The 19,724-nt window shown below is 67.6% G+C and carries 15 protein-coding genes and 2 pseudogenes; 5 read left to right on the top strand and 12 right to left on the bottom strand.

Annotated features, from left to right (window positions below; genetic code table 11):
• Positions 1-15: 15 nt before the first annotated feature.
• Positions 16-591: a DUF6745 domain-containing protein gene (locus OG799_RS23370; protein WP_406037508.1), complete on the bottom strand. Its 576-nt coding sequence runs from the start codon at positions 589-591 to the stop codon at positions 16-18.
• Between the two features lie 193 nt (positions 592-784).
• Entirely contained in the window at positions 785-1,474 is a 690-nt protein-coding gene (locus OG799_RS23365; RefSeq protein WP_406037506.1) for a hypothetical protein, read from the bottom strand.
• Between the two features lie 403 nt (positions 1,475-1,877).
• On the opposite strand from OG799_RS23365, the gene OG799_RS23360 reads away from it, so the two are divergent.
• Positions 1,878-3,803 (top strand): S9 family peptidase, encoded by a 1,926-nt coding sequence (locus tag OG799_RS23360; RefSeq protein ID WP_406037504.1) that lies wholly within the window; start codon positions 1,878-1,880, stop codon positions 3,801-3,803.
• A 174-nt stretch (positions 3,804-3,977) separates the two neighbouring features.
• A pseudogene (locus OG799_RS23355) lies at positions 3,978-5,184 on the top strand (IS256 family transposase).
• Between the two features lie 290 nt (positions 5,185-5,474).
• Here the strand turns inward: OG799_RS23355 and OG799_RS23350 are convergent.
• From OG799_RS23350 to OG799_RS23325, 6 genes are all read right to left on the bottom strand, one after another.
• Entirely contained in the window at positions 5,475-6,578 is a 1,104-nt protein-coding gene (locus OG799_RS23350; protein ID WP_406037502.1) for a group II intron reverse transcriptase/maturase, read from the bottom strand.
• On the bottom strand, positions 6,575-7,819 hold the full coding sequence (locus OG799_RS23345) for an ISAs1 family transposase (protein ID WP_406037500.1): 1,245 nt from the start codon (positions 7,817-7,819) through the stop codon (positions 6,575-6,577). The genes OG799_RS23350 and OG799_RS23345 overlap by 4 nt, the downstream gene beginning before the upstream one ends.
• A 108-nt stretch (positions 7,820-7,927) precedes the next feature.
• Positions 7,928-8,722, bottom strand: a complete 795-nt coding sequence (locus OG799_RS23340; protein ID WP_406037498.1) for a reverse transcriptase/maturase family protein — start codon at positions 8,720-8,722, stop codon at positions 7,928-7,930.
• Between the two features lie 589 nt (positions 8,723-9,311).
• Positions 9,312-10,127, bottom strand: coding sequence for a group II intron maturase-specific domain-containing protein (locus tag OG799_RS23335; RefSeq protein ID WP_406037496.1), 816 nt, complete (start codon positions 10,125-10,127; stop codon positions 9,312-9,314).
• Positions 10,128-10,159: 32 nt separating this feature from the next.
• Positions 10,160-10,651, bottom strand: coding sequence for a reverse transcriptase N-terminal domain-containing protein (locus OG799_RS23330; RefSeq protein WP_406037495.1), 492 nt, complete (start codon positions 10,649-10,651; stop codon positions 10,160-10,162).
• 1,109 nt (positions 10,652-11,760) lie between these two features.
• Positions 11,761-12,456, bottom strand: coding sequence for a helix-turn-helix transcriptional regulator (locus OG799_RS23325; RefSeq protein ID WP_406037493.1), 696 nt, complete (start codon positions 12,454-12,456; stop codon positions 11,761-11,763).
• A 50-nt stretch (positions 12,457-12,506) separates the two neighbouring features.
• Here OG799_RS23325 and OG799_RS23320 point away from each other — a divergent pair, with 50 nt between their 5' ends.
• Entirely contained in the window at positions 12,507-13,196 is a 690-nt protein-coding gene (locus OG799_RS23320) for an alpha/beta fold hydrolase (protein ID WP_406037491.1), read from the top strand.
• A 535-nt stretch (positions 13,197-13,731) separates the two neighbouring features.
• On the opposite strand, the gene OG799_RS23315 is transcribed toward OG799_RS23320, so the two are convergent.
• A complete protein-coding gene (locus tag OG799_RS23315) occupies positions 13,732-14,694 on the bottom strand; it encodes a sigma-70 family RNA polymerase sigma factor (protein ID WP_406037489.1) in 963 nt (320 codons plus the stop codon).
• 18 nt (positions 14,695-14,712) lie between these two features.
• The gene (locus OG799_RS23310; protein ID WP_406037487.1) at positions 14,713-15,912 is read right to left on the bottom strand and encodes an NAD(P)/FAD-dependent oxidoreductase; all 1,200 of its coding nucleotides are present in this window, start codon (positions 15,910-15,912) and stop codon (positions 14,713-14,715) included.
• Positions 15,913-16,080: 168 nt separating this feature from the next.
• Here OG799_RS23310 and OG799_RS23305 point away from each other — a divergent pair.
• Positions 16,081-16,279 (top strand): annotated as a pseudogene (locus tag OG799_RS23305) (helix-turn-helix domain-containing protein); the annotation flags it as partial.
• Positions 16,280-16,570: 291 nt separating this feature from the next.
• Here the strand turns inward: OG799_RS23305 and tnpC are convergent.
• Both tnpC and OG799_RS23295 read right to left on the bottom strand, forming a co-directional pair.
• Positions 16,571-17,974, bottom strand: coding sequence for an IS66 family transposase (gene tnpC / locus OG799_RS23300; protein WP_406037485.1), 1,404 nt, complete (start codon positions 17,972-17,974; stop codon positions 16,571-16,573).
• 88 nt (positions 17,975-18,062) lie between these two features.
• Positions 18,063-18,554 (bottom strand): MerR family transcriptional regulator, encoded by a 492-nt coding sequence (locus tag OG799_RS23295; RefSeq protein ID WP_406037483.1) that lies wholly within the window; start codon positions 18,552-18,554, stop codon positions 18,063-18,065.
• Between the two features lie 116 nt (positions 18,555-18,670).
• Between OG799_RS23295 and OG799_RS23290 the strand changes: the two genes are divergently transcribed.
• Complete coding sequence (locus tag OG799_RS23290) at positions 18,671-19,720, top strand: aldo/keto reductase (protein ID WP_406037481.1); 1,050 nt, start codon at positions 18,671-18,673, stop codon at positions 19,718-19,720.
• The last annotated feature ends 4 nt before the right edge of the window (positions 19,721-19,724 follow it).

Raw genomic sequence — 19,724 nt, 5'->3', positions numbered from 1 at the left:
TGGGCAGACGATCAGTTACGGATGCACCTTGGTGACCGCGCCATCTCGCGCCCACACCTGCTTGCCGTCCGGCCCCGTGACTGCAGGTCCCTGGTCGGAGTGAAGTTGACCTTGTGCGTTGATGCGCAGGAGGGTGGGTCGTTCGCTCATGACGGCTACGTCCGCGAACGGCCACCATGGCCCGGACGCCAACGCCACCTCCCTGCATCCTTCCCACGCGAGGTCAGGTACGGCGCCGAGCACGGCCCGGGAGGTGTCGATCGCGGAAAGCACCACCCAGTCGGGGTAGTAGCACCAGGCCGGGTAGAAGAACCGGTCATCGAGGTCGGGGAGGCTGTAGCGGACGAGCGGGCGTGCCTCGTCGTCCTGGTCGACGAACCCGTGGTCGTCAGCCCAGTACCAGGCGGGCTGCATGGTGTAGCGGGCGGTGACGTGCCGGTCGAGTGCGCTCCAGATCGGGGAGTGGACGAGGTCGTAGGTCCGGCGGACGGCCTGCAGCACGGGACGCAGGGTGGAGCGTTCGAGATCGGTGAGGGGAGAGCATCGGTAGGCGCGCCCAGAAAGCAGCGATCCGCTGGGGATCGTCGGCATCGCATCCCAAGGTCCAAAAAGCTGCCACGGCGCCAACGTACGCGAGCTACGACACGCTGTCATCGACATGACCATGCACCATGGCCAGCATCATGGGCGCCCGGACAGCGGCAGATCCGCGCATGCAGACCTCGCTGCGGCATGCCTTTCTTCGGGGCATCCAGGGTGCAACGGCGACTGGAACCGCTTCTTTTCACCGATACAACGGCTGCTCCATGGTGGGATCGGCAGAGACCACGTCGAGGAGCGGGTCAGCGATGAGCTGGTTGACCAGCAGCGCACCGCCACCGATCCCGGCCCAGTGCGGATCGACGTCCAGGGCAACGCACCAGGCGTGATCGGCAGGCCAGACGAACGCCGGTTCCACCGCATCGAGCCGGCACTGCCCCGGCCACGCCTCGGCGGTGTCCCACGTGCCGATCTCGGCCAGAGGCCCACGGAACAGCCAATACGCGCGGTGGGGCACCTCCACCTTCGGCGCCTGCAGGACCGAGGGCGAGGCACCGGACGTCGGTGCCAGTCCCGGCCGGGCGGCTGCCCGCCCGATCTGGTCCTCCAAGTTGTCGACGCCCGCGTACGCGGCATCGTCGTCGGTGACAGGCCCGGCGTTGGCGAAGCCTTCCCAGACACAGAAGTAGCAGTCGTCCGGGGTGGTGGTGCAGGCCGCCAGTAGCTCGAACAGCCTCGGCAGCTGATCTGTGCGCCAGTCCTCGGCCTCCACGTCGTTCTCGCTTTGGCCCGGGCGTACCGGATCAGGCAAGAGCCGAAGCCGCGCGTAGGCGTCCAAGCCGGCAGGGCCGAAGCGCACCAGCTGCTGCCACGGCAGGGTGGTGTGGACGATCCAGTCGGCGGCCGCCAAGTCCGAGCAGAAGGTGAGAGTCACCGTCCAGTTCTATCGCCAAACCCGTTCGGCCGCATCTACCACGCCAGGGCATCCCCGCGTCGAGGAGCTGGGTCATTGTGACGGCCGCCGCAGCATCAGCAGCCGCAACCTGGCACGAGAGGCACACTCCCGGCTCCGGCCCACTGTCCGCGGGCCGAACCTGTTGGACTCGCCACTGGAGTGCACTCAATTCGCACGACCGCGCGCCGAGCACCGCCGCGCGTCCGTCGCACCGTGACGCCCGGTCGGCGGCAGATGTGCGAACCCGATCAAGCTGCCAGATCGTCTCCTCCTGGCGTTGTTGTCGAGATCGGGACAGCCCCTGGGAGGGCGCCGCAGCCATGCTGCGGAGGCGTTGCGGCAGCGGTTGGTCGCCGTGGTGGTTGATCGGTACTGTGCCTCGGTGGCCCGTACACAGCTCACCGCCGAGTTGGTGGTTGACGGTCGTGTTCCGCAGGCATTGGCGCTGTCGCCGGACGGCAAGTGGGTCGCCTACGTGGTCGCCCCGGTCGGGCGGGCTGGTGATCACCCCGTTAGCGAACTCTGGGTCGCCGCCGTCGACGGGACCGGGTCTCCGCGACGATTGACTTCGGGTGAGGCGCACGATTCGGCGCCGCGGTGGGCCGCGGATTCGCTGCTGGTCTACTTTCTCTCCGACCGGGCCGAGCGTGGCACGGCGCAAGTACACCGGGCCGGGCTGGTCGACGGTGTCGTGGAGGCGGTCACGTCCTGGTCCAGTGGGGTGTCAGGTCACCTCCCGCTGGCCGATCCCGACCTGGTCGTCGTGATCGCAGCCGATGAACCGTCCGCTGAGGACGAACGTCGGGACAGGGAGCGCGACGACGCTCGGGTGTGGGGTGAACGCGTACGCCCGGACCGGCTGCGGCTGCTCGACGTACGGAGCCGGGAGGTTCGGACACCGGATGCGTGCGGCGATCGCCATGTCGTCGAGGTGGCCCAGCGGCCCGACGATGGAACGCTGGCGGTCCTCACCTGGTCGACCCCCGACGTGGACCCGGGCCTGGTCAAGCCCGGTCTCCACCTGCTCGACCCGGACAGCGGCATGATGCGGGACCTCGGCCCGGCCGCGGCGGACGCGTCGTCGCTCGTCTGGTGGTCCGCCGACGACGGCTGGCACCTGGCATATGTCGCGAAGACCCCGCCAGCTCTGGTGGGCGGACACGCGGTTCTCGATGTCGCCGTACCGGTGAGCGGGCCGGTGGGCGAGCACCGTAACCTGACCGCCGGCACGACCGGCTGCCCGAGCAATCTGGTTCAGGTCGACACCGGTCCGCCTCTGGCGCTGGTCGCCGACGGGCTCGATACCGCGATCCACCGGCTCGATCCGGTCGGGCCCACCCTCGTCAAGGTGTCCCGGGTCGACGGCCTCGCGGCGTCGTTGACCACGAACCGGCACGGTGACGCCGTCGCGGCGGTCGTCAGCACGTCCTACGAGCCCGGAAACGTCTACGCCGGCCCCACTTGCGGGCCGCTGACGAGGCTGACCGACCTCAGGCCCGAACTCCGCGACATCCGGTGGGGTGTTCAGGAACGCTTGTCATACGAGGCATCCGACGGGCTGGCCCTCGACGGCCTGCTGATCCTGCCCGCCGGCCGGTCCCACAAGGACGGGCCCTTCCCACTGGTGACGCTGGTCCACGGCGGCCCGTACGACCGGCACCCCGACCGGCTCATGCTCGGCTGGGACCCGTCCGGCCAGTGGCTGGCTACCGCCGGCTACGCCGTGTTTCTGCCGAACCCGCGCGGCGGCCGAGGGCACGGCCACGACTTCGCGGTGCGCGTCGCCGGCGCGGTCGGCCTCGACGAGTGGACCGACATCTGCGCCGGCATCGACCTGCTCATCGCCGACGGCGTCGCCAACCCCGACCGGCTGGGCATCGGCGGCTGGAGCCACGGCGGGTTCATGGCCGCCTGGGCGGTCGGGCAGACCGACCGGTTCAAGGCCGCCGTGATGGGAGCCGGAATCAGCGACTGGGGAATGCTCGCCGCAACCGGAGAAGGGGGGCCGTTCGAGGCCGCCCTCGGCGGTAGCAGCGGCTGGGAGGGAACGGGTCCACACCGCCACGACCGGCTCAGCCCGATCTCGTACGCCTCCAAGGTCCGCACGCCGGTGCTGATCCTGCACGGCGAGAACGACACGAACGTTCCGGTATCACAGGCGGAGTTCTTCCACCGCGCGCTACGCAGGTTCGGAGTCGAGCACAAGTACGTCGTATATCCCCGAGAGAACCACTCGATCCGCGAACGCAACCACCAACTCGACGTGCTCCGCCGCACCCGCGCCTGGTTCGACCGGTGGCTCGGATGACCCCGACGTCCGACCGCCACGACCGCCACGACCGATGCGGCTGACCGCGGGACTGTACAAATAACGGCTGATCGACCGATCAAGGGAGAGACGCCAGATGACGACCGAGACCACCTCTGGGCAGGAGCCGGCCGCGGGCCGGTGGGTGCGGTCACGGATGAGCAGTTGATTGCGATGCTGGTCGATCGGGCTCGTGGTGACGGGCTGAAACTGACTGGTGAGGGTGGGTTGCTGCAGCAGTTGACGAAGCGGGTTCTGGAGTCGGCCTTGGACGGTGAGATCACCGACCACGTCGGCTATGACAAGCATGATCGGGCCGGTCGGGGCGGCGGGAACACGCGTAACGACAGCCGGACCAAGACCGTGCTCACCGACGTCGGGCCGGTCGAGGTCCGGGTTCCCCGCGATGTGGCGGGGACGTTCGAGCCGCAGATCGTGCGCAAGCGGCAGCGGCGCCTGACCGGGGTCGACGACATGGTTCTGTCGTTGTCGGCCAAAGGGCTGACGCACGGGGAGATCGCCGCGCACCTGGCCGAGGTGTACGGCGCCGAGGTGTCGAAGCAGACGATCTCCACCATCACCGACAAGGTGATGGACGGGATGGCCGAGTGGCAGAACCGGCCCCTCGACTCGGTGTATCCAGTCGTGTTCATCGATGCTATCAATGTCAAGATCAGGGATGGTCAGGTCGCGAACCGGCCGATCTACCTGGCCATGGCCGTCACCGTGGACGGCCACCGCGACATCCTCGGGATCTGGGCCGGCGACGGCGGCGAGGGCGCGAAGCGCTGGCTGCATGTGCTGACCGAGCTGAAGAACCGCGGCGTCGCTGACGTGCCTCATGCTCGTCTGCGACGGGCTCAAGGGCCTGCCCGAGGCGGTCGAGACGGTCTGGCCCCGCACGATCGTCCAGACCTGTGTGGTGCATCTGCTGCGTAATTCGTTTCGGTACGCGGCACGGCAGGACTGGGACAAGATCGCCAAGGCGCTCAAGCCTGTCTACACCGCGGCGACCGAGGACGCCGCCACCGAACGGTTCATGGAGTTCGCCGACGCCTGGGGCAAGAAGTACCCGGCGATCGTGAAGCTGTGGTCCGACGCGTGGGCCGAGTTCGTGCCGTTCCTGGCTTTCGACGTGGAGATCCGCAAGGTCATCTGCTCCACGAACGCGATCGAGAGCGTCAACGCCCGCATCCGCAAGGCCGTCCGCGCTCGCGGGCACTTCCCGAACGAGCAGGCCGCGCTGAAGTGCGTGTACATGGCGTTGATGAGCCTCGACCCGACCGGCGCCGGCCGCCGGCGATGGACCATGCGCTGGAAAGCACCCCTGAACGCCTTCCAGATCGCCTTCGAGGGTCGGCTTACCCCGGCCAACCACTGACCACCTCAACAACCAAGATCAGCCGTTAACTTGACACTCCCCTGACCGCGGCAGCTAGGGCACCTATTCCAGATACAGAGCGGCAAGCCGCGGCAGGCGTTAACGCAGTTGCTGATCGGCGTCGAGGTTCCACAGCAGCCACGCAGTCGGGTAGGCGGGACGCATTGCTGCGTCCCGCCCCCCTCAGAGTGAAGTAGGCCGCCGGCGAGGTGCCCGTGGTGTGGGTCCTTTTCCGTCGGCCCCTTCCCGAACCGTGCTGGACGATTTCTCGTCACACGGCTCTCCAGTGGTCAGTTCCGGGTGGGTGCGGTTGTCCTTCCGGCGTGGATGTCCTCGTGGCAGGCCCGGCAGATAACGAGGGTTTTGCGGCGCCGTTTGGCCATGAGGTGCACCCATGCTGGCTTGTCGGGTCGGTCGTGACGGTTGAGGTCGGCGAGTTTGCGGACGTGGTGAACCTCGATGTTCGTCCGGGATTTGCAGATCTCGCAGCAGCCGGCGAGGAGCCGGTGGATCAGTTCGTTTCGCTTCGTGCTGGCCATGATCGGTGACAGGTCGGTGAGGACGGCTGTGCGTTGGCGTTTGAGCGGGATCCCGCCGAAGCGGGCGACCAGTGGTTTCCTGCCCCGGTCCCGATCGACGGTGACCTGGAAACAGGTCCGTTTTCCGTCGGTGGTGTCGATGACCGTCTTGTACTTGCGGGCCATCTTGGTGACGGTGGACTTGTGTTTACCTGCGAGGGTTTTGAGCATCGAGGTCTCCATGACCCAACGCAGGCGCTCCAGGCGGAACACGTCCTGGGCGAGGAGGTAGTACTGGACCAGCCCCCGGTACTCGGCCTGATACTTCGCGACGATGGTGAAGTCCTGGTCGTGAAGCAGCGAACCGCGTTGAGCCGGTTTACCTTCGCGCATATAGTTCACGCACTTCTGCCTGATGACGTCCCTGGGCACGAACAACCCGATCGCGGCGTTGACGGAGCGTTGACCGCGACGGTCGAGCTTGTTGTCGGCTCGTTGGGTTCGGATTTCGTAACCGAGAAACCGCGCCGGCTGGCTGGCGGCGTGGGTGATCAACGTTTTGGACTGGGACAGTTCCAGCTTCATATCCTCGCGCAGGAACGTCGCGATCCGTGACTTGATCTGCTCGGCTTCGTGCCTGGGCCCGGCGAATCCCAGCAGCCAATCGTCGGCATAGCGCACATACCGCAGGCGCCGATAGCCGGGATCGTTCGGGTCCTGGCTGGGCAGGGTCCGGCGTTGACGCCGAAGCGCCTTCACCGCAGCCCGGTCACCATGCCGTCTGGCCTTCGCGATCGCGTGATCGACAACCTGATATTCGGTGTTGCGCCGTCGAAGACGGCCTCGGTTGTACTCACACGGTCGTTTCAAGATCATGTGGTGAGTTGGAGGATGGTGAAGGGTCGGTGCATGTCGCGGCTGGCCCAGCGGGTGGCTTCGGTGATGTCGTGGCGTCCGGCCAGGCGTATTGCTCCGATGGCGAGGTTGCGGAGGGTGGCCATGATGCGGGGGCCGGAGCGGGTTCGGGTGGTGGAGGCGTCTTCGGCGTAGAGGGTGTCGCGCAGCCAGTGCAATGACTCGACGCCCCAGTGGCTTTGGGTGTAGCCGGCCAGGTCGGCGGGGCTGGCGACGGTGGCGGGTAGGTTGGTGACGCCGAGCGCGGCGGCGGCGCTGGGGTGCTCTCCGGCCAGGTCGGTGACGTAGCGTTCGACGAGGTAGACCTGTGCGGCGTGGGGGAACGGCAGGTCGGGTGGCGCGGGAAGCACCCGGATCGTGCGTCGGGTGATCCGGGCGTGGCCGATGTCGGTGTGGCAGTACGTGATCGGGGTCTGCGACCAGGGCAGGGCGTTGACCGCGGTGTAGAGGGCTTGGCGGTTCTCCTTGACGGGCAACACGTAGAAGCCGTCGCGGGCGTGGATGTGCGCCGCGGTCGCCTTGACGGTGTGTAACGCATCGGCGGTGACCACCGCATCGCGTAGATCCCGGATCCGGTCCAGAACCTCGGTGGCGTGCGGCACCTCGTTGGACTTGGTGTCGATCTGGGTCTGCGCGGCGACGACCGTGACGTCGCCGGGCCGGCCGGCCAACGCCGCGAGGAGGTGAACCTGGGTGCCGTCGGCGTCGGTGGCGCCGCGGACCACCTTGCCGTCGAGGCGTACCTGCATCAACCCCGACGGGCCACTACCGTCGGGCTCACCGGCGGCGTCGGGTGCGGTATCCGGGCGCTCATCGGCCATTCGGGTCATCAGCCAGGTCCCCACCACCTGGTCGAATGTCTGCGCGTCCGTGTCGGTGACGACCCGCCAGATCGTCGCCTTCGACGGCGGGAACCTGACCGTGGGCTTGCCACCGCCGCGTTCGTACAGGCGCCGCCGCAGCGCCTCGGGCACGTCGGCGACCCAGCCGGCGATCGCGGTGTAGCCACGCATCCCGGCCACGACCGCTCCCGCGGCCAACGCCAGGACCACCGCGACCGGGTGATCCCGGCCCTGCTCCGAGCGCCCGTCCGACACCGCGGCGAACAGTTCGAGCAGTCCAACCCGCCCCGCCGTCGCGGGAAGGCAAACCTCGGACGCTAGGGCCGGCGCCTCGACGACCCTGATGGCAGACTGGTCCACAACGAAGCTCCGGGGTGACGTGGATCTGTGAGAGGACCCCATGTCATACCGGAGCTTCGCCCCTATCGACTGAGCGACACACCGCCGACGAGCAGACCGCGGCAGACATCACCGTCCACACGCGACCCGTCCCGAGCAGCTCACCGACCCCACCAGCCCAAGATCAATGATCTTGAAACGCCCGTGGTTGTACTCAGGCAGCAAAGACTGCTCGACGAACCGGTCCAACCGGTCCAGGTAAATGTTGGACAAGACCGGGGATGCGACGCCACCTTGCGGCGCACCGCTGAGCGTGGCATGCCACCGCCAATCCTCCAGGTACCCGGCCGTGAGCATGTTGGACACCAGCCGCAGAAACCGTCCATCGTGGATCTTTTCCGCCAGGATCGACGCCATGATCGTGTGATCAAGTGACCCGAAACAGTCAGAGATGTCTCCCTCGATGAACCAATGCGTTCCCTTCCAGACCGACACCACCTCATCCAACGCGGTGTGGCAGCCGCGGCCCGGACGGAACCCGTGGGAGCGGTCGGAGAACCGGACGTCGTAGTACGCCTCCAACAGCAGACGCACCACTTCGGCGACCAGCTTGTCCGACCAGGTAGGCAAACCCAGCGGGCGTAGCTTCCCGTTCTTCTTCGGGATGAACACGCGCTTGACCGGCCGCCACCGGTAGCGTTCACGACGCAGCACGTCGATGATCGCCCCGATTTTGGCTTGGGACATACCGTCCACGGTCTCCGACGTGGCCCCGGGCGTCATCGACCCCTTGTTGGCGTAGATGCGTCCGTAGGCCAGCAGGAACAACTGCGGGTTGAACAACTGTCGATACAGTCTTTCCAGCGGCAGGCCGCGCCTACCGCGTTCCCGGATGACGTTCAGCACCGTTGCGGCGCTCTGCATTACGCATACCTCGCTTCGCTGAACATCGTGATCACCTGTGTCCCTTCGCCCTGCGGTCCGGCTTTCCCGGCCTCCCTGGCAGGTCGTTACTCCTGCGACTACTACGGACACTCCGTCGCCATAGGACTCGCGTCCCGTAGGCGATCCCGTGGTACGTCTTCGTCGTACGTATCTAGCGCGACGTAGGCCGCCCACTCCTCCCCTTACCCGCCCTCGTTGGGCGGTGCCCGACGCCGTGGAGTTGCACCAGCCTCACGGGTTCATGCCGGCGCACGGCGTGGCATCGGTTTCAGGCGTCGTTTCCGATGGATGCGCACTTTCATCACTGGGGATTGGGCTTCAAGCAATCCAGCCTTGGCCATATCGCACGGGTCCCGCGACGCCACGCCCCTGACGCCTGGGCACGCCCGTCGCTTTCCTGACATGCTCTTGTTCCCTTCACCTTTCGGATCCAGGTAAGCCATCAGACCCAGGAACAGTTCTCCAAGTTCCTCCCAACTGAGCTGGGGATACAACGAAGCGCCTCACGGCGCACACCGTGCGTGCAACTCGTCGCTGCACACGGCTCAAGCAAGCCGCTTGGGCGATTTCAGGAGTACAGGGGTGCTGGGTCCCTCTGCGTGCCGGTTGTGCGGCGGTGGCAGGAGGAGTGAACGAGTCGGGTGTCGTCCGGTAGGCCTGTCCCGTGGGCGATGATGTGCTGTCTGGTGATCGCCTTGCGGGTGGTGCGGTGCCACTGTTCCCATTCACGGGGGCTTTGTGGCTCGCGGTCGGCGTGTAGGAGCAGTTGTCCGCAGATCGGACAGGATCCGTTCTGCCTGCGGAGCAGGTGTAGGGTCCTGCGGTCGAGCGGGGGTTTGCTCTTGCCATGCCGTTCGGCCCAGTAGCCGGCTTGGGCGGGGTCGTCGGGAGACGCCTCGCCGCGTACCAGCCGGTGCCGGACGATTTTCGTCCAGGCGAACTTGGGTAGGTATGCGCCGCTGTCGCGGTCACCGAACACCCAGCGGTCCTGCCTGGCGGTGTTGTACCGGCCGAAGTACCGGTTGACGGTCCAGCGCTTCGACTTGTGGGGGTGGCGGTGGCAGGCCCATTTGTAGGTGAGTCGCCACAGGTGCACGTCCAGGGCTGCGAACACGATGGACGACGCCGCCCCGCGGTAGTAGTTCGCCCATCCCCGCACGATCGGGTTGATCTTCGCGAGGACTGCCGCCGCGTTCGTGCCTCGCAGGGCCCGGAACTCGACGGCGAGGCGTTGCCTGACTCGTTTGACGGCAGCCTTGCTGGGTTTGATGAGCAGCTTGCCGTGGTGACGGCGGGCGGTGAATCCCAGAAAATCGAACCCGTCATCGAGGTGGACGAGCGGCCTTTCTTTGCAGACGATGCTGGCGTAGAGAACCTTCATCATCCACTTAGGAAGGCCGCGTCTATGAACCGGCCTCAGACAGCGAAACCGCCGCTGAGCGGCACGTCCACATGATCACCTGACTTTGCTTTGCCCCTGAGTGCGTCACGGTGTCGCGCCTGGTGGACGCGATCCGAGATTACGGGAATGCCGAGCGGGCGCTGTTTCCCATTGGCCTTCGGTATGTACACCCGCTTGACCGCGAGTGGCGTGAACGACCGGGCCGTGCGGTGTGTCTGCACCGCCAGGTCCATTCGCGCCGGGGAGGTCAACGCGACCTGCCCGTCGATGCCCGCGGTCGTGCGGCCAGCGTTGCGCTGCGCGACCTGGCGCACGCTGATGAGCGTGTTCGACCAGCTCCGCAGCATCATCTTCTGCAGGTTCCTGACTATGGGCCAGTCGCCTTCCTTCGTCGCCTTGAAGATCCTGCCCCGTAGCCGCCGTACGTTCTCCTCGTGGCGCCGCCAGGCGACGGTGTCCCACTGTGGAGATACGTCCTCAGGTCCGTTCACTCCGAGGGCCGCCATCGCAACATCGAAAGCTAAAGCCGTCATCGCGTCTAACTTGTCCTTCGGTTCGGGTGGTTGCGGTGCGTCGTCGTCAAAGGCTCACCCGCCACACGTCAGCCTGCTTTCGCAGCCGGGCACAAGGCCCGGTATCCGGCCGGTTATACGACAACGACCGGTAGGAGGACCGGTCTAAACGTTCCCGCTTTCCCGTTGCCTTTCAGCCTGCCGGCGTTCGCTTCTTGGGCGTCCTGTTCCCGCCACGGAGTTGGGCTCTCCTTACGGTCGGCTTACCACGACATTCGAGGACGTCGTGGACCGCGCCGGGGTTTCCACGTTCCACACGCGTGAGACACGGCCGGGTCGGGTGCCCTCTTGACCCCGGAGGCGACGGTATCCACACGACCGTAGATGAGTCCTCGGTCGTCGTCTGCCGACTCTCAGCGGCCGGCCTCTTTATCTCCCCGGCACCACATGTCCGACCCGGGGAATTGCCGTGACGAGGCATCAACGAGGGTTCACCATATTCACCCTTTCGGCCTTCCCCTCACCTGTAACTCCCAGTCGGTGCGGGAGTCCTTGGGCTTTCCCCTGAGCTTCGCACCCAGCCATTACTAGCCACGCACGTCAGGGCGGGGACCGGTCTCGGACACTGACCGGGAGCTACGTCTCGGGCATCTACACCCGACCTCCAATCGACGTACTCACTCAACACGTGCGACCTCGTGTCGCACCTCATCTCGGCATGTCCGGACACTCCGAGGGCTGCTGCTGGGTGGTCACGCTCCGCAGCGCGCGGATCGCGGCAGATCCGGATACCTGATCTTGGCCGTGATGCCCATTCTCGCGGCGGCAGTTCGGCATGGCGCAGCACCGACTACGCGAAGTGCGGTCGGGACGCAGGGCCGCGAACGAGCGGCAGCCGGCCGTGTCGGGCTCCACTTGACGCGTGACGGGTTCCCGCGGGATGGGCTGCCGCTGTTACACCGAGTTGCTATCAGGTGCGTTCGTGCTCCCCGCGGCTCGGCGGCCGGGATGTCTGCCAGTGCAGCGTCGGACGGTCCAGGGCTTGCCGAGGGTCTGGTGTCGGTCGACCGTGGTAGCGGACTGGTCGGCGATGGCGGGTGGCGTCACAGTTCGGCGATGGCTTCGGCGGTGGTGGGCGGTGTGCCAACGGCTTCGATGGGGATACGAGTGGCGGGCTGGGTTGTCAGGTGTGCGGCGCTGACGCGGTCGAGGCGGAGCCAGCGGATCGCTTGACGAGTGTGGCAGTGCCCGACGAGGTACCAGTGTCCTTGGGTGCGGGCCAGGAGCACGGGATCGAGTTGCCGGGTGGTGGGCGTGCCATGCCGGTCGCGGTAGTCCACGACGAGGACGCGTTGTGCGTGGAGTGCTTGCTCGATCGCGTGTCGAGTCCGGGCATCGCCGGGTGTGTCGGTGTGGTCGATCCAGACACGACCGTTCAACGCGGTGGCGTTTTCTCGTGCGCGGGTGTCCATCACGCTGAGCACCTTGACGAGGGCGGCGCGGGCGTGGCTGTCGAAGGGCTGTCCGCGGTGGGCGGCCACGGCGGCGGCGAGGCCGGAGACCTCGGCGTCGGTGAAGTTCACCGGCGGGAGGGTCGCGGCGGCGTCAACGACGTAGCCACCACCGGGTCCGGGTCGAGCCCAGACCGGGAAGCCGCCGTGTTGCAGAGTCGAAATGTCTCGTTTGATCGTGCGGATGCTGACCTCGAAGACCTCGGCGAGTCGTTCCGCCGAGCGCCCGGCGGGCCCCGCGCGCCGCAGTTCCTCACGCAAGGCGTAGAGACGGTCGGTGCGGTTCATCCAATAAATAGTGACATACCGGTGACATCGCTGGGGGTGACGATGGTGTCATGAGCACTTCACGCGATCCGATCATGTTCCTCAGTGGCGCCGGGCTTCCCGCCTGGATCTGGGATGACGTCCGCCGCGACCTCGGCGAAGGGCAGCAGACCTGTGTCGCTTCCCGACCGCAGGGCGGCCGAGCCCGGTTGCGCGACTACGCCCAGGCGGTCATCGACTCCGCACCGCCGGGTGGGTACGCGATCGTCGCGCACTCGGCCGGGGGTGTGATCGGCGCCGAAGTCGCCCGGCTCGTGCCGGAACGCGTCAGCGCGTTCCTGGCGATCAGTGCCGTGATCCCGCAGCCGGGAGGATCGTTCATCTCGGCGATGCCGGTGCCGAACCGGTGGGTGCTCAGTGCCGCGATGCGATTCGCCGGCACCCGGCCGCCGGACTCGGCGATCAGACGTGGCCTCGCCCATGGTCTGGACGAGGAGGTCGCCGACCGCATCATCGCCGACTTCACCCCCGAGTCACCCGCCCTCTACCGAGACCGGACCGCTCACCGGTCGTGGAGCGGGTGGCGCGGTTACCTGCGCACCACCGACGACCATCAGCTGCCGATGGCGCTGCAACAGCGATGCGCCCAGCGACTCGGCGCCGCCTGGCAGAACGACCTGAATACGGGGCACCTACCGATGCTCGAAGACCACCAAGCCGTCGCGGCTGCAATCACGCGATTCCTCGATGCACGGCCGTGACACCGATCGACTGACGGGCAGGAGTCCTCGGTAAGAAGAGACCCCGCAAGTAGCCGAGCGGACGGTGGCTCCATCGACGTCCCGCCCGGCACGACCGTTGGCGTGGTGACCGGGCACGTCAAGCTCTACCCCACAGGCGTGTGACCACTGCAGCGGCACGGATCTCAGCAATCAGTGCCACAGCCGCTCGCTACCGCCCTGATCGCGGCAAATGAGGACGTCACGGTAGAGGTGAGCGTCCGCGGCCGTACGCTCGTCGCCGGAGCGGCGCGGCCGAAGGCACGGGCCCGTACCTCATGCGCCAGGCCGGGCGCCGGCCCCGCACGGCTCTAGGTCCGGTGCCCCGGCGAGGCCGAGATCGCTGAGCGGAGACCGCGTTCGGGCGGGCGAGCGGGGGGACAGCAGGCATGTAGTTAGCGCGGCGGCGAGTCCGGCCAGCCCGGCCGCCGTGTCCGCATGCGGCTGGTGGCGTCCGAAGCCCGGGAGCGGTTCATCGCAGCGCGGGTTGCTGCGCCTGGCTGCGGTTGGTGTCGGGTCACCACTGGGTGATGAGCGGCGTGTCCGGTTCGTGCTGCCGCCAGGCTTCGGTGAGGCGGGCGAGGCGGGTGGGGGCGGCGATGCCGCGCACGGTTGCGATCTTGCCGTTGGTGATGTCGAACGTCACGGCGCCGATGACCTGGTCGCCGAGCACGAAGAGGATGGCGGGGGCGCCGTTGACGAGCGCGTAGTGGATGGCGGGCGTGCCGCCGGCAAGTCGCCGTTTCGCGGGTGTGGGTTTGAAGCCGGCCCGTGCGACGGCGGCGATGCGCTGCGGAGTGTGGTACTGCAGCAGCGTCTCGGTCAGGCCGGCGCCGTTGGAGTCGGCGATCGCGGTCGCGTCATCGGTGAGCAGCGCCACCAGCCGTTCGGTGCGGCCCGAGGAGGCAGCGGCGAGGAATTCCTCGACGATCCTGCGGGCGGATGCCGGGTCGACTTCGCCGCCGCCGTGGCGGCGTGCGGCGGTGATGCGGCGCCGGGCCCGGTGGAGGTGCTGCTGGCTTGCGGACTCGGTGATGTCGAGGATCTCGGCGATCTCGGCGTGGCTGTAGGAGAACGCTTCGCGCAGGACGTAGACGGCCCGCTCGAGGGGTGACAGGCGTTCCATGAGAGTCAGCACGGCTAGGGAGACCGATTCGCGTTGCTCGAAAGTGTCGGCCGGGCCGAGCATCGGGTCGCCGTCGAGGAGCGGTTCGGGCAGCCAGGCGCCGACGGTGCGTTCGCGGCGGGCTTGTGCCGAGCGGAGCCGGTCGAGGCACAGGTTGGTGACGACCTTGGTCAGCCATGCTTCCGGCACCTTGATCCGCTGCCGGTCGGCGGCCTGCCAGTGCAGGAACGCATCCTGCACGGCGTCTTCGGCGTCGGCGGCGGAGCCCAGCAGCCGGTACGCCAGCGAGGCCAGCCGGTTCCGGCTGGCCTCGAACCGACTGGTGTCGAAGCGATCAGTGGCGGTGCTGTCCACGCGGACCACCCTAGGCGGCTACGCGACCGTCTTCTCGGCGGTCGCGTCCGGCGCGGCGGCCAGGCGGTGCTTGCGCTTGGGCAGGCCGAAGGTCGGGTGCGAGTTGGTCCACAGCGACATCTTGAGGATGCCCGCCTTGATCCGCGCGGCCGTCCGGCCGCCCATGTACTTCGGCTTTGCCTGCCCTTCGTCATCGACCAGCTGCAGGATCCCGTCCCGCCGCCCGAGGCTGATGTGGTTGCCCGGGTACTCCAGCTTGGTGTTCGCGATCTTGCGGGCGGTCAGGCGTCCCACGATCGCGGCCGTGGCCTGCATGCCGGTGTAGCCGGCCGAAGCGCAGGACATCGGCAGCGGCCGGCCGTTGTCGCCGATTGCGTAGACGCTGTCGCCGGCGGCGTAGACGTTCGGGTGCGAGACCGACCGCATGGTGCGATCGACGACGATCCGACCGTTCCCGGTGACCTCCAGCCCGCTGGCGGCGGCGATGGGGTTGACCGCGAACCCGGCCGTCCACACGGTTGCGTCGGACGCCAGGGCGGTGCCGTCGGCGCACAGCACCCGCGTCGCTTCGACGGCTTCGACGCTGGTGTGCTCCAGGACGGTGATGCCCAGCCGGTCGCAGGCCTGGCGCAGGTGGCTGCGGGCTCCGGCGGAGAGCCGGGCGCCCAGCTCGCCGCGGGCGACCAGCGCCACCGACAGGCCGGGCCGGGATTCGGCGATCTCTGTGGCGGTCTCGATGCCGGTCAACCCGTCGCCGACGACCAGCACTCTGCCGCCTTCGCCCCGCCTGCCCAGGCTGTCCAGGCGCTCGCGCAGGCGCAGCGCCGAGGGCCGGGCGGCGATGTCGAAGGCGTGCTCGGCCACGCCGGGGGCGCCGCAGTCGGCGCCGTGGCTGCCGAGCGCGTAGAGAAGAGTGTCGTAGCCGAGCTCGCCGCCGCCGTCGGCGTCGGCCACGGCGACGACCTGGCGCTCGGGGTCGACGGCGGTGACGCGGGCCACGCGCAGCCGTATCCCCGTGCCCGCGAAGACGTCGGCGAGCTTCGGAGCCTCAATGTCCTGGCCGGCCGCGAGCTGGTGCAGCCGAAGCCGCTGGACGAAGTCCGGCACGGCGTTGACCACGGTGATCTCGGTGTCCGCCGGGGACAGCCGGCGGGCCAGGGTCCCGGCCACGTAGGCCCCGGCATAGCCGGCGCCGAGGACGACGATGCGGTGCTTCATGTGTTGCTCCTGTCGGTTCGCTTGCTTCCGTGAGTTGAGCGGAACGGCGCCCTGATTGCTGACAGGAGCTGCATGTGGCATGGGTCACCGAGCGGCAGGAGCGCCGCCCAACGATGCTCGCGACGCCGAGGCGGCGCAGATGCAGGCCGAGCTGAACGCGGTGACCTGATGCCGATCACCGTCGACATCGACGTCACGGTCGCCAAGCGCAAGATGTCCGTGGGCGAACTCGCCGAACGCGTCGGCATCACCACCCGCCAACCTGGCCGTGCTGAAGAATGGCCGCGCCAAGGCCGTCCGCTTCACCACCCTCGCCGCACTCTGCGAAGCCCTCGACTGCCAGCCCGGCGACCTGCTGCGCGGGGAGACCGCGGACTCCGCGAGCGCGTGGTGGCCACGGGCCACCGAGACCTGCGACGCGGGCTCCGGGCGCTGCGGTGAGCCGATTCTGCATACAAGATCAGACGCACTGCTTTCGGCAGATCAGGATGCCGAGCGGTAGCGGCCGCCGTCACGCTCCGCCACGCGCGGATCGCGGCAGAAGAGGATGCGCAACGAGGGCGACGACGGCACACGGGGCCGATTCGAGGTGGCGTAAGCGATCTTCAGGAAACGTAACTGGATAGGTCCCTGAATCGAGGCGCGTTGGAGCCGGTGGTCAGGCGGTGGTGGGGATCCAGGGGTTGCCGGCGGCGGCGGTGATGAGGGCGTCGAGCATGCCGAGGCCGTTTCGGGTGGCGGTGGCTGTGTAGCTGCGGATCGCAGCGAAGTGTTCGGCTCCCGTGAGGGTGCGCATGCTGCCGGAGACTTTGATCCTCAGTTTCGGCATGCGGATGGTCCGCTCGGCCGGGTTGTTGTCGAACGGGACGGCGGGGTTGGTGACGAAGCGCAGGTAGTCGTCGCGGCGGTCACGCAGCCGGACGAACAGGGCGTGATGCTTGCGTTCGAGCTTGCTCGCGCGTTCGGCGGTGGCTTGGGCGCCGAGCACGACCGCGCTGCGCAACAGGTGCAGGTGGTAGGCGAGGTCGGCCTGATCAGGTGTGGCGTCGGCGGTGTGCGCGGTGCCGACGAGCTGGTTCAGCTGCCGCAGGGCGCTGATGGCCTGGCCGGCGAGGTCGGCGACCAGGCCGGTGGCGGTGTCGGTGACATAGATCAACTCGCGGAGCGCGTGGGCGTTGCACAGCGCGTGGACCGCGTCGGTGTAGGTGTCGTACGGCGCCCACGCGTCATGCACCGCGACCCCGCGGAACCGCGGGAGGATCCCGATCTCGTCCATCGCGATGGTGCCGCGTTTCGGGTGCACGGCGAGGAGCACGTCGGTGGGTGTGGAGGCGGAGTGCAGCCACGCGAGACGGCCTGCGGTGCGCATCCCGGTCTCGTCGAAATGGGCTACCGGTGCGGCGGCGACGCGTCCGGCGATCACCGGCAGCACGCGGTCGATGATGCCCAGGGCGGTGCGTTTCACCCAGCCGGCCACGGTGCCCGCCGCGACCGGCACCCCGAACAGGTCCTTGATCGCCGCCGCCGTGCGTGACACCGACAGGAACTGCCCGTGCAGCAGGTAGACGCCGATCCCGGCCAGACGCGGCCCGTACACGACCGGCGCGGACGCCTCTGGCGGCGCGGGCGCGGTGGTGTGATGCCCACACGCACAGGCCAAAGTGATCAGCTGATGCTCGGTCACCTGAGGCTTCGGCTCCGGAAGGTCGATCACCTGCCGCCGGGTCACCTCGATCTCGGTAGCCGCCGCCAGGCTCTTCCCGCACCCGGCGCAAACCGCGGGCCGGTGCCGGAGCACCACGTCCGGGTCCGTCACCCGTTCCAAGGTGACACCGTCCTGACCCTTCGGCCGTCCCGGACCCCGACCCGACCGCCCGCGCAACGACTTCGGCGCCGGCTTGGCCAACCCGTCCGACGAGGGAGGCTTCGACGAGTTCGACGACGACAACTTCAACCGGGCTTCCAGATCCGCAACCCGCGCGAGAGCCTGCTCCAACCGGGCGGTCAACTCCACGACGTGCGCAACCAGCTCGTCATACGACGGCAACGACTCGGCAGGCACAACCCGCCAAGCTACCAGCCTCCACAACAGACACCACAACCGCCTGACGACCTATCCAGTCACCAGGAAACGTTGGTTTCTTGAAGATTTACAGGGCCGGTCGACGTCGGCCGTTCATCTCTATGAGCTGACCGATGTTATTGGCATCTTCGTCGTTTGCCGAAGGGGATGGAGCGTGGCATTGGCGGTCGGCGGCGGCGTCCTGGTCGAGGAGGTCCTCATACACGCCGACTTTGAACCTGACCAGGTCCAGGCATTCGGCGAGTCTGCTGATCTGGGTGGTGACGTTCGCTTGGTGCTCGCGCAGGAGCGTGAGTCGTTCTTCCTCGTTTCCGGCTCCTTCTCTGACGAGGTCGGCGTATCGGCGGAGCGCGGGCAGGGGCATGCCGGAGGCGCGGAGAATGATGCAGACGGTGAGCCAGTCCACGTCATCCTGGCTGTAGACGCGGCGCCCGCCAGGTCCGCGCCGCACAGGGTTGACGAAGAGGCCCTCGTGCTCGTAGAAGCGCAGCGCGTGCACGCTCAGGCCGGTGCGTTCGGCGACCTGCCCGATGCTCAGACTTGTGGTGACCTCAGCCATACCGTTCAGGGTAGCGCCTTGACCTAGAGCCGACTCTAGATCCTAGGGTTCCCCGTGCGATCGACGCTTCTGTCGCTCTGTGTAATCACGGCTGAACCAGTAAGGGAAGCATCACCATGCGCTACCGCACCCTCGGCGGAACCGGTATCGAAGTCAGTGTCCACTGCCTCGGCACCATGATGTTCCAGAATGGCTGCAACTCCGACCACGACGATTGTGTCCGCATCATCCACGCCGCCCTGGACCAGGGGATCAACTTCGTCGACACCGCCGACATGTACGGACAGGGAGAGTCCGAGGAAATCGTGGGCAAGGCGCTGCGGGGGCGCCGTGATGACATCGTATTGGCCACCAAGGTGCACTTTCAGATGGGCGAGGGCCGCAATCGCAGTGGCAACTCGCGGCGGTGGATCCTCAAGGCGGTCGAGGGCAGCCTCAGGCGCCTGAACACCGACTGGATCGACCTCTACCAGGTCCACCGCCCCGACGACTCGACCGACGTCGAGGAGACGCTCTCGGTGCTCAGTGACCTCGTGCGTCAGGGGAAGATCCGCGCCTTCGGCTGCTCGACGTTCCCGGCTGAGGAGATCGTCGAGGCGCATCACGTCTCCGAGCGTCGTGGCCTCGCACGCTTCCGCACCGAGCAGCCGCCGTATTCGATCCTGGCCCGCGGGATCGAGGCCTCGGTCCTGCCCGTCTGCCAGCGCTACGGAATGGGGGTGCTCGTCTGGAGCCCACTGGCTTTCGGGTTCCTCACCGGCAGGTACCGCAAGAACCAGCCCATCGACCTGTCAACCGGCCGTCCCACAATCCGGCCGGAACGATTCGATCCCACGATCGCGGAAAACGGCGCCAAGCTCGACGTCGTCGAGCAGCTCGTCGAACTCGCGGCAAGCATCGGCTGCACCCTTCCGCAGCTCGCCATTGCGTTCACCGTGGCCCACCCGGCCGTCACCTCGGCGATCATCGGGCCGCGGACCATGCCGCAGATGGAGGATCTCCTTAAGGGCGCTGCGCTCACCCTGGATGATGCGACCCTCGACCGGATCGACGAAATCGTGCCGCCCGGGACCAACCTGTACAACCCCAACGCTCCCTTGCCCCCGCGTTCACTGACCGACACCGCACTGCGTCGCCGCCCACTCGCCGACCGCGCCGCGGCCTGAGTGA

This window comes from Micromonospora sp. NBC_00898, assembly GCF_045207895.1.
Lineage (GTDB): Bacteria > Actinomycetota > Actinomycetes > Mycobacteriales > Micromonosporaceae > Micromonospora.
Note: the sequence above shows the minus strand (reverse complement) of the source record. Positions and strands in the feature narration are given on the sequence as shown.

Coding starts and splice junctions, on each gene's coding strand:
- OG799_RS23325 (WP_406037493.1), bottom strand. CDS start 12,456: ATGAACCGCACCGACCGTCTCTACGCCTTGCGTGAGGAACTGCGGCGC.
- OG799_RS23320 (WP_406037491.1), top strand. CDS start 12,507: ATGAGCACTTCACGCGATCCGATCATGTTCCTCAGTGGCGCCGGGCTT.
- OG799_RS23350 (WP_406037502.1), bottom strand. CDS start 6,578: ATGATCTTGAAACGACCGTGTGAGTACAACCGAGGCCGTCTTCGACGG.
- OG799_RS23330 (WP_406037495.1), bottom strand. CDS start 10,651: ATGGCGGCCCTCGGAGTGAACGGACCTGAGGACGTATCTCCACAGTGG.
- OG799_RS23335 (WP_406037496.1), bottom strand. CDS start 10,127: ATGATGAAGGTTCTCTACGCCAGCATCGTCTGCAAAGAAAGGCCGCTC.
- OG799_RS23370 (WP_406037508.1), bottom strand. CDS start 591: ATGCCGACGATCCCCAGCGGATCGCTGCTTTCTGGGCGCGCCTACCGA.
- OG799_RS23295 (WP_406037483.1), bottom strand. CDS start 18,554: ATGGCTGAGGTCACCACAAGTCTGAGCATCGGGCAGGTCGCCGAACGC.
- OG799_RS23290 (WP_406037481.1), top strand. CDS start 18,671: ATGCGCTACCGCACCCTCGGCGGAACCGGTATCGAAGTCAGTGTCCAC.
- OG799_RS23310 (WP_406037487.1), bottom strand. CDS start 15,912: ATGAAGCACCGCATCGTCGTCCTCGGCGCCGGCTATGCCGGGGCCTAC.
- OG799_RS23340 (WP_406037498.1), bottom strand. CDS start 8,722: ATGCAGAGCGCCGCAACGGTGCTGAACGTCATCCGGGAACGCGGTAGG.